13 protein-coding genes are annotated in these 12,542 nt (G+C 71.2%); 5 read left to right on the top strand and 8 right to left on the bottom strand.

Going from position 1 to position 12,542, the window contains the following annotated elements; genetic code table 11:
* Position 1: 1 nt before the first annotated feature.
* Positions 2 to 379, bottom strand: coding sequence for a response regulator (locus tag CIW48_RS13405; RefSeq protein WP_149311219.1), 378 nt, complete (start codon positions 377 to 379; stop codon positions 2 to 4).
* A 118-nt stretch (positions 380 to 497) separates the two neighbouring features.
* The gene (locus tag CIW48_RS13400; protein WP_149311218.1) at positions 498 to 716 is read right to left on the bottom strand and encodes a hypothetical protein; all 219 of its coding nucleotides are present in this window, start codon (positions 714 to 716) and stop codon (positions 498 to 500) included.
* 224 nt (positions 717 to 940) lie between these two features.
* On the opposite strand from CIW48_RS13400, the gene CIW48_RS13395 reads away from it, so the two are divergent.
* From CIW48_RS13395 to CIW48_RS13385, 3 genes are read left to right on the top strand one after another with little or no spacing between them, the layout of a single operon-like run.
* Positions 941 to 2,200 (top strand): MFS transporter, encoded by a 1,260-nt coding sequence (locus CIW48_RS13395; protein ID WP_149311217.1) that lies wholly within the window; start codon positions 941 to 943, stop codon positions 2,198 to 2,200.
* On the top strand, positions 2,197 to 2,949 hold the full coding sequence (fhuF, locus tag CIW48_RS13390) for a siderophore-iron reductase FhuF (protein WP_149311216.1): 753 nt from the start codon (positions 2,197 to 2,199) through the stop codon (positions 2,947 to 2,949). The genes CIW48_RS13395 and fhuF overlap by 4 nt, the downstream gene beginning before the upstream one ends.
* Before the next feature lie 11 nt (positions 2,950 to 2,960).
* On the top strand, positions 2,961 to 4,712 hold the full coding sequence (locus CIW48_RS13385) for an ABC transporter ATP-binding protein (protein ID WP_149311215.1): 1,752 nt from the start codon (positions 2,961 to 2,963) through the stop codon (positions 4,710 to 4,712).
* A gap of 37 nt (positions 4,713 to 4,749) precedes the next feature.
* On the opposite strand, the gene CIW48_RS13380 is transcribed toward CIW48_RS13385, so the two are convergent.
* Complete coding sequence (locus tag CIW48_RS13380; protein ID WP_246695228.1) at positions 4,750 to 5,868, bottom strand: LacI family DNA-binding transcriptional regulator; 1,119 nt, start codon at positions 5,866 to 5,868, stop codon at positions 4,750 to 4,752.
* 267 nt (positions 5,869 to 6,135) lie between these two features.
* Here CIW48_RS13380 and CIW48_RS13375 point away from each other — a divergent pair, with 267 nt between their 5' ends.
* Together CIW48_RS13375 and CIW48_RS13365 are read left to right on the top strand one after the other, a co-directional pair.
* Positions 6,136 to 6,804: a DUF4142 domain-containing protein gene (locus tag CIW48_RS13375; protein WP_149311257.1), complete on the top strand. Its 669-nt coding sequence runs from the start codon at positions 6,136 to 6,138 to the stop codon at positions 6,802 to 6,804.
* Between the two features lie 680 nt (positions 6,805 to 7,484).
* Positions 7,485 to 7,706 (top strand): hypothetical protein, encoded by a 222-nt coding sequence (locus CIW48_RS13365; RefSeq protein WP_091780753.1) that lies wholly within the window; start codon positions 7,485 to 7,487, stop codon positions 7,704 to 7,706.
* A 156-nt stretch (positions 7,707 to 7,862) separates the two neighbouring features.
* Here CIW48_RS13365 and CIW48_RS13360 read toward each other — a convergent pair whose 3' ends face one another.
* From CIW48_RS13360 to CIW48_RS13340, 5 genes are all read right to left on the bottom strand, one after another.
* A complete protein-coding gene (locus CIW48_RS13360) occupies positions 7,863 to 8,774 on the bottom strand; it encodes a beta-xylosidase (protein WP_091780750.1) in 912 nt (303 codons plus the stop codon).
* A complete protein-coding gene (locus CIW48_RS13355) occupies positions 8,771 to 9,544 on the bottom strand; it encodes a TIGR04290 family methyltransferase (RefSeq protein ID WP_149311214.1) in 774 nt (257 codons plus the stop codon). The genes CIW48_RS13360 and CIW48_RS13355 overlap by 4 nt, the downstream gene beginning before the upstream one ends.
* The gene (locus tag CIW48_RS13350; protein ID WP_149311213.1) at positions 9,541 to 10,143 is read right to left on the bottom strand and encodes a histidine phosphatase family protein; all 603 of its coding nucleotides are present in this window, start codon (positions 10,141 to 10,143) and stop codon (positions 9,541 to 9,543) included. The genes CIW48_RS13355 and CIW48_RS13350 overlap by 4 nt, the downstream gene beginning before the upstream one ends.
* A gap of 271 nt (positions 10,144 to 10,414) precedes the next feature.
* Positions 10,415 to 11,497, bottom strand: coding sequence for an inositol-3-phosphate synthase (locus tag CIW48_RS13345; protein ID WP_149311212.1), 1,083 nt, complete (start codon positions 11,495 to 11,497; stop codon positions 10,415 to 10,417).
* A 27-nt stretch (positions 11,498 to 11,524) separates the two neighbouring features.
* A complete protein-coding gene (locus CIW48_RS13340; protein ID WP_149311211.1) occupies positions 11,525 to 12,532 on the bottom strand; it encodes a UDP-glucuronic acid decarboxylase family protein in 1,008 nt (335 codons plus the stop codon).
* Positions 12,533 to 12,542 lie beyond the last annotated feature (10 nt).

Here is a 12,542-nt window from a genome sequence, read left to right as displayed (position 1 = left end):
GTCAGTCGAGGCCGGCGATCATCGCGCGGACCCGCGCGGCCTGCGCCTCCACGGAGAACGGCTTGGTGATCATCCGCATGCCCGGCTCCAGCGGACCGGTGCCGAAGGTCGCGTTCTCGGCGTAGCCGGTGATGAACAGGACCTTCAGATCCGGCCGGTGCGGGCGGGCCGCCTCCACCATCTCCCGGCCCTTGGGGCCGCCGGGCAGGCCGACATCGCTGATCAGCAGGTCGATCCGACCCGGCGCGCGCAGTCGGGCGAGGCCCGCGCGGGCAGCCGCGGCCTGGAGCGCCGTGTAGCCGAGGTCGGCCAGCACCTCCACGGTCTGCTCGCGCACCACCGGCTCGTCCTCCACCACCAGCACGGTGTCGCCCTGCATCGCCTAATGCAGCGCGGTGAGGGCGGGGCGCCGTCTCATACCGGCGTTGTTGCAGAACCGGCCGGCCCTTGCCAGTGCACTGCGCGATCAGGTCGGCGGGAACGTGGGACGGATCGTCTCAGCGTCCGCCGGTCCGGCGACCTTCCGGACGCAGGTGCAGGAAACTGCGCTCGCCGGTGGCGGCTTCGGCCACGTGCTGGATCGTGTCGAGCAGATCGGACACGGCCTGCGGCGTTCCCGGACGGAACCCCGCCTTCGGCTCGACCCAGCGCCGCTGCGTTCGGCCCGCGGCGATCTGCGCTTCGCTCAGCGCGTCGAAATCCCGGCCTCGGGTCATGGCTCAGCCCTCCGACGGAGATTCTGTCGGGGACATCGTTGATGAAAGGTTAACGCCAGCCCGGACCCCGCGGCCGAGACAGGAGCCGGCGGCGCAGATCCCCACCTTGATTGAAGGCATCGGTCCCTTTAGACAGCAAAACCCGAGGGATATCAATAGATTAGTGTGATTATAAACTGCAGCCTCCGGGCCAGCACGGGCCTCGGCGTAGCGTGCAGGCCAGGGTGACCGGCTCCGCCGGCCCCGCCATCGGCACCCGGGTCATCGACACCCTGGCGGGCCTGCGGCCGCTCGCGCCGTTCTTCTGCCTGTACGTGACCTTCGGGGCCACGCTCGGCTTCCTGTCCGGCGGGGCGCCGCTGATCCTGCGGGCGCGAGGTGTGGAGCTAGCCGAGGTCGGGCTGCTGCAGCTGATCAACCTGCCGGTCGGGCTTACCTTCCTCTGGGCGCCCCTCCTCGACCGGCTCCGCCTGCCGTTCTTCAGCCATCGGACCGGCTGGATCGCGGCCGCGCAGGCCGCCTCGGTGCTCCTGCTGGTGGTCCTGAGCCTCGGCGAGACCTGGCCGCTCCTGGCGCTCCTCGCCCTGGCGATCGCCGCCTGCGCCTGCGTGGCCACCATGGACATCGCCCTCGAGGCCCTGGTGGTCGAGACCGTGCCGGCGGAGCGGCGCGCCTTCGTGGCCTCGGCCAAGCTGTGCGGTGCCTCCCTCGGCGGCATCCTGGGGGTCGGCGTGCTGGTCGGCTCCTACGACAGCCTGGGCTGGCGCGGGGCGGCCCTGGCCTGCGCGGCCCTCGACGCCCTCTGCCTGCTGCCGATCCTGGGCTGCGGGGAGGCGCACCCGCGCGGGGCAGGGGGGAGCCGAGCAGGGGAAGACACCGAGCGCTGGTCTGGGTCGCTGGCGCGACTGCGCCGCCTGGCCGGACGCGTGCTGGTGCTCGGGGCCTATTTCGCCGCCTCCTACCTTGTGGCCGGGCCCAACGCCCTGGCGCTCCTCGATCTCGGCGCCTCGCTCGTGCAGGTCGGGACGCTCACCGGCACCGTCCTCCCGGCCGTGAACCTCGTCATGGCGCTGGCGGCGGGGGGGCTGGCCGCGCGGTTCGGCACGGTCCGGCTGATCTTGGCGGGCGCGCTCGGCGTCCTGGCCTCCGGGGGCCTGATGGTTGTCGCCTGCGCGGGGCGGATGGCCGATCTCGGCATCGCCGCCGCGGTGCTGAGCTTCGTCGCCGGCGGGTTCCTGGGCGTGCCGGTCTTCAACATGATCTACCGCTGGGCGCAGGGACCGAGACCTGCCACCGACTACGCGCTGCTGTTCGGCGCCGCCTTCTTCGCCGCCATGCCGTTGCGGGTGGCCGCCCCGGCGGTGGCCGGCTGGATCGGCTGGCCGGGCTACTTCGCCGCCACCCTGCCACTCTACGCCGCCGCGGTGGCGTGGCTCGCCGTCGCAGTGAGCCGGACCCTGCGGGCAGACGGGGCAGCGCGATGATCGCAGCGGTCGCCGCCCAGGTTCCCGACACGCTCGCGGCATATCGGGACGGAATCGCCGAGGGCCCCGGCGGCCCGGGGGCGCTGCCCCCCGGAGCCCTGCGCGACCCGGACGTGTTCGACGCGACGCTGGCGGCCTTCGGGGCCGGGTTCGGCGCGGATTTCCAGAGTGCGGACCCGCGGGTCCGGGTCTCGTACTGGAGCCAGTTCTACCTCGCGGCCCTGGCGACGCCGGCGCTGACCGCCCTGGTCCGCCTCGGCCGGCCGCTGCCGCTCGCCTTTGACGCCGTGAGTCTCGAACTCGACGCGGCCGGCCGCCCATGCCGCTTCCGCCTGCCCGCGGACGGGTCCGGCCGCGCAGCCTGCCCGGCGCCCGGCCTGACCGGGCTCGTGGAGGCGCATCTGCGCCCGTTCGTGGAGCTGTGCCACGCCCGCTGCGGGATCGCGCCCCGGATCCTCTGGGGCAACGCCGCGGTGATCCTCGACTACGTCGCCCGGGAACTCGGGACGCCGCCCGGAGGCGGGGCGGGGGCCGGCGCGGCCTCCGCCTGCGCCTCCATCTGTGACGACGTCGCCGCCTGCCTCGGATGGCGCGCCGGCCCAGGCTGCGCTAGGAGCCCCCTGGCGCAGGCGCTCTGTCCCGGAGCGTCGGGCTGCCGGCGGCGGCGCGCCTGCTGCCTGCGCCACCGCCTGCCGGGGGTGCCATCCTGCGGCGCACTCTGCCCCGTCGCGTGCGCCGCCCAACGCTGATCCGAGCCGCGATGCTGAAGGCCTTCCTCGCCTATTACCGGCCGTACCGGACGCTGTTCTTGGTCGATTTCGGCTGCGCGGTGCTGTCCGGCCTTCTCGAACTCGGCTTCCCCATCGCCGTGAAGGGCTTCATCGACAGCCTGCTGCCCCGGCAGGATTGGGGCCTGATCCTGCTCGCCGCGGCGGCGCTGGCGCTGGTCTACGTCGCCAATGCCGGGCTGATGGTGGTGGTCACCTATTGGGGCCACGTGCTCGGCATCAACATCGAAACCACCATGCGTGCGCGGGCCTTCGACCACCTGCAGAAGCTCTCCTTCCGCTTCTACGACGGCCAGAAGACCGGCCATCTCGTCGCCCGGGTGACCAAGGACCTGGAGGAGATCGGCGAGGTCGCCCATCACGGGCCCGAGGACCTCTTCATCGCCGTGATGACGCTGCTGGGCGCCTTCGCGCTGATGCTCTCCGTCCACGCGCCGCTCGCGCTGATCACCGGGGCGATCCTGCCGCTGATCGCCTTCGTGTCGATCCGCTACGGCGGCCGCATGACCCGGAATTGGCAGGCCCAGTACGGCCGGGTCGGGGCCTTCAACGCGCGGATCGAGGAGAATGTCGGCGGGATGCGGGTCGTTCAGGCCTTCGCCAACGAGCCCCACGAGCGCGCCCTGTTCGCCCTCGACAACGCCCGCTACCGCGATACCAAGCTCGAAGCCTACCGGCTCATGGCCGCGGGCCTGTCGATCAACTATCTCGGCCTGCGCCTCGTCCAGATCGCGGTCCTGCTGGGCGGCGCCGCCTTCGTGGTCCGGGGCGACCTGACGCCCGGCGGCTTCGTGGGCTTCCTGCTGCTGGTCGGCGTGTTCTACCGGCCGCTGGAGAAGATCGGCGCCGTGGTCGAGACCTATCCGAAGGGCGTGGCGGGCTTCCGCCGCTACCAGGAGCTGCTCGCCACCGAACCCGACATCACCGACCGGCCGGAGGCCCGCGCGGTCGAGGCCCTGCGCGGCGACATTCGCTTCGAGGGGGTGGGCTTCGGCTACGGCCCCGGCCGCCCGGTCTTCGCCGGCCTCGACCTCGCGGTGGCAGCCGGCGAGACGGTGGCGTTCGTGGGCCCGTCGGGCGTCGGCAAGACCACCCTCTGCGCCCTGCTGCCGCGCTTCTACGAGGTCGAGGCGGGCCGCATCACCGTGGACGGCATCGACATCCGCGCCATCACCCTGGCGAGCCTGCGCCGCCAGATCGGCATCGTGCAGCAGGACGTGTTCCTGTTCGCCGGCACGATCCGGGAGAACATCGCCTATGGCCGCCTCGACGCCACCGAGGCCGAGATCGACGCGGCCGCGCGACGCGCCCGGCTCGGCGGCCTGATCGACGGCCTGCCGGAGGGCCTCGACACCGTGGTGGGCGAGCGCGGCGTGCGCCTGTCGGGCGGGCAGAAGCAGCGCATCGCCATCGCGCGGGTCTTCCTCAAGAACCCGCCGATCCTGATCCTCGACGAGGCGACCTCGGCGCTCGACACCGAGACCGAGCGGGAGATCCAGCGGGCGCTCGCCGAGCTCGCCCGCGGGCGCACGACCCTGGTGATCGCCCATCGCCTCGCCACCATCCGGGACGCCGACCGGATCGTGGTCCTGGGGGAGGGCGGGGTCGTCGAGGAAGGCCGACACGCGGCCTTGCTCACCGCCGGCGGTCCTTACAGCCGCCTGCACGCGGCCCAATTCGGGCAGGGCGGCGAATCCGGGGGGCGCGTCCTCGCGGCCGAGTGAGGAGCGCATGCGGGCGGATTGATACCCGCATCGCCCTCTAGCGCTGCGTCCGCGCCTCGGTCGACTCGCGGACGACGAGGCGCGTGGGAAACAGCCTCTGGGCGAGGTTGTCCGGTCCGCGCGTCCCTTCGATTAGCTCGACCAGCGTCGCGACGGCAAACCGGACCATGTCGAGGGTCGGGACATCGACCGAGGTCAGGCTCGGGACCGAGAAGGCTCCCTGCGTGAGGTTGTCGAAGCCGACCACGCGGATCTCCGCGGGGACCTGCACGCCGCCCTCGTGCAGCGCCTTCAGCACGCCGAACGCCGCCCGGTCGCTGGCGGCCACGATGGCATCCGGCCGGGCTCCCGGCCGCTCCAGCAGCGCCCGCGTCACCCGATATCCGCCCTCGGACGTCCCGTCGCACGCCACGACGAGGTCGTCGCGCAGCGGCAGCCCCGCCTCGGCGAGCGCGTCCCGGTAGCCGCGGACCCGCTCGGTGACGGCGCGCAGCAGCCTTCCGTCATCCGCGCCCGTGAGCAGGCAGATCGCCCGGCTCCCGGCCAGGATCAGGTGGCGGACGGCGTCGCGGACCGCGTCGCGCTCGGCCCGCATGGCGTAGTGCGTGCCGGGAACATCCAGGCCGAACACGACGAACGGGAACCGCTTGGCCTGCAGCAGGCCGATCAGCGGGTCGTCCTGGCAGTCGGCGAAGGCCACGATGCCGTCGACCCGAGCCTCGCTGACCAGGCTGGCGATCCGGCTCAGGCCGTCCGGATCGTCGCCGCGGCGACACCGATGGACCAGGGTATAGCCGTGCTGGTCGGTCACGTAGCCGAAGGTCTGCAGGACGAGGCCCTGTTCGGCCTCCTCCCTCAGGCGGGACGCGTCGGCGGCGGGGTGGCCCCTGAGGGAGAACACGCAGGCGATGCTGCGGCTGGGCTTCTTGCGCAGGGACCGGGCGGCGAGGCTGGGCACGAAGTCCAGGTCGCGCATGGCCGTCTCGATGGTTTCGCGCGTCGTCCGGGCGACCTTCTGCGGATGGTTCAGGACCAGCGAGACCGTCTGGAAGCTCACGCCGGCCCTTCGAGCGACGTCCTTGATCGTCGTCTGGCCCATCGTCACCTCGAGAGCCGGTCCGTCCGGGAGGGCGGCCGCAACCCGGCGCGGACGCATGGCCGCTTCGTGCGGTCCGCCAATCTAGATCTGTATCGATCGGAGATAAAGCTGCAGGCGAGGCAACGAAAACCGCACCGAAAGGCGAAAGACCGATCGTTGGCGTGCGAATTCCGGTCCATCCCGCGAACTGCCCGTGGCTCGGTTCGGCAGCGCCGCGCGCCCGCCGATCAGGAACCTTGTCCGCCCTGTGCGGTTCGCCGGGCAGCACCTCAAGCGATGATCGGGGCGTCGGGTGCCTCACCCAATCCGGAAGCCTATCCCATGATGCACCGTCGCGATCTCCTCACCACGATGCTGGGCGCCACCGCCGCCTTGGCGGTCACGCGCACCGCCATCGCGCAAGTCACGCCGGCCGGCGCGATCCCGACCGGCGCCTATCTCCAGATGGCCACCACCGGCGGCCTGTTCCTGGAGAACACGGCCCGCGACGCCCACGCGAAGACCGCCAATCCCGGCGTCAAGAAATTCGCCCGCGCCGAGGTCGTCGAACAGGTGAACCTCGCCCGCAAGATCAACGCCTATACGGGTGGCGCCCCGGTCCCCGGCCCCGCCGCGACAGGCCCGGGCGGCCTGATCGGCGGCCTCGTCGCAGCACCTGTGGCGGTGGCTGGCACCGCAGTGAACGCGGCGACGGGTGTCGCCGGCGGCGTGCTCGGCGTCCCGCCCTCGGCCCAGGGCATGACCACCGACGCGCAGAAGGCGCAGATCCTGGCGCAGCTCTCCGCCATGCCGCCGGGGCCGCAATACGACGCCACCTTCGTGAACGCCTCGCTCCAGGGTCACAAGGAGGCACTCGGCATCCACGGCTCCTACGCCCAGGCGGGCGAGGATCCGGGCCTGCGCGCGATCGCCCGCGGCGCCCTGCCGCTGATCAACCTGCACATCGCCCGGCTTTCCCGGATGCAGGCGATGATGGGCGGCCAAGCGGGCTGAGGCGCCGACCGAAAAATCCGGTCCGCCGAGCGGCGGACCGGATATTGGCCGCGGTCAATCGGGCCCGGCCTCCGAGACGAACCCCGTCAGCCGGCCCGCTCGCGCAGCATCTGCATCAATCTGAGCAGCACGCCACGAATATGGGATCGGAGTCGGGTGTTCTCTGCCATGGGACGCCGTTCGAAGCGCCGGATTGCGGCGCCTCAAGAAACACCTCCCTTGGACGGAGCGTTGCTACCTAAAAAGCGGGACCGATGCCGCAGCCACGCCGCAGAACCACCCTCCAAAGGCGTATCCCGAGGCCCGCATCGACGCGGACCCGCGGCCCCTATGATGAGGCCGGATCGTCGACAAGACACTTCTGATATGCGCGCGCAGCTTGTCCTTGCGCAGCGTGGCGTTCTCGGCGCTCGGGTTGGGCGGGTTGGCGGAGGTCGACATGTCACGGGCCCCGGCTCAGGAACGCCACCGCACCAAACCGTCGGACAACGGCAGGGGGACGTTCCGGAGTCCTATAATTGATAACTTGAGGGAAATCTCATCCGCCTCGCGTAGATGCGGGTGAATTCATGTTTTAAATGCATTAAGGTTTATCCGACCCAAGACCTGTCCCAGTCGTGTTTCGCACTACGTCGTGATATCTGGACGACCGCCACAGGGCGGCAGCAGGGGGGAGGTCGGTGTCCGAGCGCTTCTACTTCGACGTCGAGAGCGCCGAGGAGACGATCCGCGACGAGGACGGCGTGGAGGTCATCAGCCTGGACGAGGCCCTGGCCGAGGCACGCAGCGTCGTCGCCGAGATGGCCGATGAGGTCTGCGCGGCCGATCCCACCCGGGCCTGGAGCCTGGTCGTGCGCGACAGCTCCGGGCGCTCCGTCCACCGGCTGCCGATCCGGCGGTAGCGCCGCTTCGAGGCGTCCGACAAGAAGCCCGCCGCGGCCGGGCCGGGCGGGCTGGAGGTGATCTCGTCTCGGAGAAGACTCGATCTTAGAGCCGGAGCGGGGCGCGCGCATCCCCCATCCGGATGAGGCCGGCGCAAGATCCCGCGACCGCGCGCTCTACCAGGTCGCGCCGGGCATGGGTCCGGGGGCGTAGCGGCGGACCATGGCGGCGCAGAATTCCGCGAACTCGGCGCGGACCAGCGGCGCACTGGTGTGGTGGGGCGAGATGCCCCGGTGCTCCGGGGTGAAGCAGAAGGTGACGGTGACGTCGAAATCCTGCAGCGCAGCCATCTGCCGGTCGAACCAGTCGAGCGCCCCGGGGCGGAAGCTGTCGGCCCAGGACAGGCCGGTGCGGAGATACCGGACGCCGAGCCGCTTCATCCACGTCACCGCGTCGTCGAGCCGGTGATCCTCGAAGTGGAACCACTGGCACAGGCCGATCTCGGGAGTGTGGCGGGCGAAGCTCTCCAGGGCGATCTTCGGAGTGCCGTCCTGGCGCAGCAGGCCCATGTGGAAGTGCCGGTAGTAGGAGGAGCCCTCGGCCTCCTTGTGGCGGGTGGTCGCCTCCCATTCCCGCGGCAGGTCGTAGAGGCTGTACCAGTGGATCCGTGGCGCCCGACCGGCGAGCAGTTCGAGGGTCCGGCGCAGACCCCAATCCTGCACCTCCTCGGCGCCGAAGGTCGAGACGCCGACCTCCGAGACCCAGACCGGCAGGTCGGTGACAGCGCGGATCTCCTCCAGCTTGGCCGGCCAGTCGTGGATCGACCACAGGTTCCAGTCGAGGGGGAAGCCGTGCACCGCCACGGCGTCTACGGCGTCGAGGACGCCGCGCCTCTCCATGTTGCGGATGAAGACCGGGTCGATCGGCGAGATGCCGCCGAGCACGCGGATCAGGTTCGGGTTCGCCGCCCGGACCGCGTGGCCCGCCTCCTTGGCCATCTCAGCGAAGAGCAGCCAGTCCGGGTCGAGTTCCGGGTCCCAGTGCGACTTGTTGTTGGGCTCGTTCCAGAGCATCACCGAGTCGATCATCGCGTTCCCCCGCGTGCGTCGAATTTCGACCGCGCGGGGTATTCAGCCCCCAGCCCGTAAGGGACCGGCGCGGTGCGGCAGAGATAGACCTCCGCCTCGGGCTGAGCCTCGATGGCGAAGCCGCTCGCCCGCAGCATCGCCTCGATGCAGGCGCGGTTGGGGATCCACCAGTTCGTCCAGTCATGCGCGTAGGCGCGCTCGACGAAGTGCATCCGCGGGTAACCGGGCCGCTCGAACTGGTCCATGTCCCAGAACTCGTAATCCTCGGCGACCGGCTCGACCGCCCGGCTGCCGCGCAGCATGGACTGGAACACCAACAGGTCGCCGGCCACGTGCTCGCGGATCAGGTCGAGGGCGAGCAGCGGGTGGCGCAGGTGGTAGAGCACGCCCATGAACAGCACGACGTCGAACCGTTCGCCGAGCGCGCCGACATCGTAGACGGAGAGGTTGCGGAACTCGATGTCGTGACCGAGATGGGCCGCGGCGAAGCGGGCCTGGTCGAGGTAGCGCACGTCGGAATCGAGGCCGAGCACGCGGGCCGCGCCGCGCTGCTTCATCGCGATGGCGTAGAAGCCGCCGTTGCAGCCGATGTCGAGGACGCTCTTACCGGTGAGGTCGGCGGGCAGCGCGTCGGCGAAGCGCCGCCACTTCACATTCGGGTAGTCGCCGAGGAAATGGTCCGGGGCGGTCCAGACCCCGTCGCCGAGATCGATGTTGTGGAACCAGGGGCCGAGGGCGTCGGCCTGCCGGCGCAGGTCTGCAGCCGTCATGGAGCGGTCCGTTCGTTGATCGACACCACCCGCCCGCCGCCGGGCCAGAGGGCGAGTTCGCTGCAGGAGGCCGGATCGATGACGATCCGGTCGTAGGCGTCGAGGCCGAGGCCGAGGATCTTGAGCAGCGCTGCACGGATCACGTCACCGTGGCTCACCAGGATAACGGGGGCACCATCCGCGGCGAAGCGGTCGAGGACCCGGCCGACGCGCATCTGCGCCTCGGCCATGCTCTCGCCGCCCGGCGGGCGGGCGACAGCGCGCTCCGCGTTCCAGGCGGCCCAGAGGGGATCGGCCGCGAGCTCGTCGAAGCCGCGGCCCGTCCAGGCGCCAGTCTCGATCTCGTCGAGGTCGGGCTCGGCCTCGACCGTGAGCCCGAGGGCCGCGGCGATCGGCGCGGCGGTCCCGGCGGTGCGGTCGCGCGGGCTCGCCAGCAGGGTGCCGGCGCCGGTCCCGACGAGGCGGCGGGCGAGTGAGCGGGCGAGGGTCTGGGCCTCGGCGCGGCCGGTCTCGCTCAAGGACACGCCCGGCATGCGTCCGCACAGGATCCGCCCGAGCCGGTCGTGGCTGCCGTGGCGGACAAGGAAGACCTGCCTCATGCGGCATTCCGGCTTTCGCGACGCGCCGCACCCCATGGGTTCATCCCCTCTCCCCGCCTGCGGGGAGAGGACTTCATGCCCCCTTGTCGGGGCATGAAGCGAGGCGGCGGCCGAAGGTGAGGGAGCGGCGCCGGGTGAGTCGCGTACGGAGCCTCCCCCTCACCGCCGCTCCGGCCGCGCCTGCGCTTCCCGCACGGACGACGGGGTCCGTGCGAGCCTCTCCCGGCATGCGGGGAGAGGGGGGCGGCGCCCCGCCCGTCCGGGTCCCCCATCACGCCTCCTCGCCCGCCACGAAGCGCTGGGTCCGCGCCCGCGCCTCCGTGTCGGTGAATTGCCGCGGCGGCGACTTCATGAAGTAGCTGGACGGACCCTCGAGCGCACCGCCGAGACCCCGGTCGAGGGCGAGGCGGGCGCAGCGCACCGCGTCGATCACGATGCCGGCGGAGTTCGGCGAATCCCACACTTCGAGCTTCAGTTCGATGTTGAGCGGCACGCCGCCGAAGGCGGTGCCCTCCAGCCGGATATGCGCCCATTTCCGGTCGGTCAGCCACGGAACGTGGTCGCTGGGGCCGACATGGACGTCGCCCGGCGCCAGCGGCGCATCGAGCTGGCTCGTCACCGCCCGGGTCTTGGAGAGCTTCTTCGATTCCAGCCGCTCGCGCTCGAGCATGTTCAGGAAGTCGGCATTGCCGCCGAAATTGAGCTGGTAGGTCCGGTCGAGCCGCACGCCCCGCTCGCGCATCAGGTTCGCCAGCACCCGGTGCACGATGGTGGCGCCGACCTGGCTCTTGATGTCGTCGCCGACGATCGGCAGCCCTCTGGCGGCGAAGCGCTCCGCCCATTCCGGGTTGGACGCGATGAAGACCGGGATGCAGTTCACGAAGGCGCAGCCGGCCTGCAGGGCGCATTCCGCGTAGAATTCGGTGGCCGCCTGGGAGCCCACCGGCAGGTAGGAGACGAGCACCTGCGTTCCGGTGCGCCGCAATTCGGCGACCACGTCGGCCACGGGCTCAGGCGATTCCGCGATCACGCCCTCCAGGTAGCGGCCGATACCGTCATGGGTCGGCCCGCGCCGCACCGTGACGCCGGCCTCCGGCACAGCGGCGAAGACCTGCGTGTTGTTGGGCTCGGCCAGGATCGCGGCGGCGAGATCCCGTCCCACCTTGGCGGCGCTGACGTCGAAGGCCGCGACGACCGTGATGTCGCGCACCCGGTAGCCGCCGAGATCCGGCGACATCAGGCCCGGCACGGTCTCGTCGGGAGCCGCGTCGCGGTAATGGTGCAGCCCCTGCACGAAGGACGAGGCGCAGTTGCCGATCCCGACGAGGCCGACGCGGATGGGGGAGGCGGCCATCAGCGCCTCGGCCGCCTGGGGCGTGGCTCAGCCGGCGACAACGGCGCGCTCCTCGATCGCGGGCCGAGCCCGGCGCGGGGCGATCTCGCGGGAGAACCACGCGATCGTCGCCTCCAGACCTGCCTCGAGCGGCACCTTGGGAGACCAGCCGAGCAGGGTCTCGGCGCGGGTGATGTCCGGGCGGCGGCGCTGGGGATCGTCCACCGGGAGCGGCCGGCGCACGATCCGGGATGGGGTCTCGGTCATGCGCACGACGAGGTCGACCAGCTCGCCGACCGTCATCTCGCGGGGATTGCCGAGATTGACCGGCCCGTCGAGGGGCGTCTCGGCCGCCATCAGCCGGAGGAGTCCGTCCACGAGGTCGCTGACGTAGCAGAAGGAGCGGGTCTGCTCGCCGTTGCCGTAGACCGTGATGTCGTCGCCCGCGAGCGCTTGGCAGATCACGTTGGAGACGACGCGGCCGTCATCGGCGCGCATCCGCGGCCCGTAGGTGTTGAAGATCCGCGCTACCCGGATGTCGAGGCTGTGCCGCCGCTCGAAATCGAAGGTCAGCGTCTCGGCGGAGCGCTTGCCCTCGTCGTAGCAGGCCCGCGGCCCGGTCGGGTTCACGTTGCCCCAGTAGGATTCCTGCTGCGGGTGCCGCTCCGGATCGCCATAGACCTCGCTGGTCGAGGCCTGGAGGAAGCGCGCCCCGGCATCCCGGGCGAATTCCAGCAGCCGGCCGGTGCCCAGCACGCTGGTCATCATCGTGTGGACCGGGTCGGCCTGGTAATGCGGCGGCGAGGCCGCGCAGGCGAGGTTGAACACCCAATCGACCCGCGGCAGCGACGGCAGCGGCTCCGTCACGTCCGCGTCGATGAAGTCGAAGCGCGGCTCCTGGACGAGATGTGCGAGGTTCGCGCGCCGGCCGGTCAGCAGGCTGTCGACGCAGGTGACCCGCGCGCCGTCGGCGAGGAGCGCGTCGATCAGATGCGAGCCGATGAACCCAGCGCCGCCGGCGACGAGGACTCGGATGCCGCTCCTGGTTTCCACCATCATTCTCCCG

It is taken from the genome of Methylobacterium sp. P1-11 (assembly GCF_008329595.1).
Taxonomy (GTDB): Bacteria; Pseudomonadota; Alphaproteobacteria; order Rhizobiales; family Beijerinckiaceae; genus Methylobacterium.
The sequence above is the reverse complement of the archived record's forward strand: the minus strand, read 5'-3'. Positions and strand labels throughout refer to the sequence as shown.

Excerpts from the sequence above, each read along its gene's own strand:
- CIW48_RS13355 (WP_149311214.1), bottom strand. The coding sequence starts at position 9,544 with ATGACGGCTGCAGACCTGCGCCGGCAGGCCGACGCCCTCGGCCCCTGG.
- fhuF (WP_149311216.1), top strand. The coding sequence starts at position 2,197 with ATGATCGCAGCGGTCGCCGCCCAGGTTCCCGACACGCTCGCGGCATAT.
- CIW48_RS13360 (WP_091780750.1), bottom strand. The coding sequence starts at position 8,774 with ATGATCGACTCGGTGATGCTCTGGAACGAGCCCAACAACAAGTCGCAC.
- CIW48_RS13405 (WP_149311219.1), bottom strand. The coding sequence starts at position 379 with ATGCAGGGCGACACCGTGCTGGTGGTGGAGGACGAGCCGGTGGTGCGC.
- CIW48_RS13380 (WP_246695228.1), bottom strand. The coding sequence starts at position 5,868 with ATGCGTCCGCGCCGGGTTGCGGCCGCCCTCCCGGACGGACCGGCTCTC.
- CIW48_RS13375 (WP_149311257.1), top strand. The coding sequence starts at position 6,136 with ATGCACCGTCGCGATCTCCTCACCACGATGCTGGGCGCCACCGCCGCC.
- CIW48_RS13400 (WP_149311218.1), bottom strand. The coding sequence starts at position 716 with ATGACCCGAGGCCGGGATTTCGACGCGCTGAGCGAAGCGCAGATCGCC.
- CIW48_RS13340 (WP_149311211.1), bottom strand. The coding sequence starts at position 12,532 with ATGGTGGAAACCAGGAGCGGCATCCGAGTCCTCGTCGCCGGCGGCGCT.
- CIW48_RS13385 (WP_149311215.1), top strand. The coding sequence starts at position 2,961 with ATGCTGAAGGCCTTCCTCGCCTATTACCGGCCGTACCGGACGCTGTTC.
- CIW48_RS13345 (WP_149311212.1), bottom strand. The coding sequence starts at position 11,497 with ATGGCCGCCTCCCCCATCCGCGTCGGCCTCGTCGGGATCGGCAACTGC.
- CIW48_RS13350 (WP_149311213.1), bottom strand. The coding sequence starts at position 10,143 with ATGAGGCAGGTCTTCCTTGTCCGCCACGGCAGCCACGACCGGCTCGGG.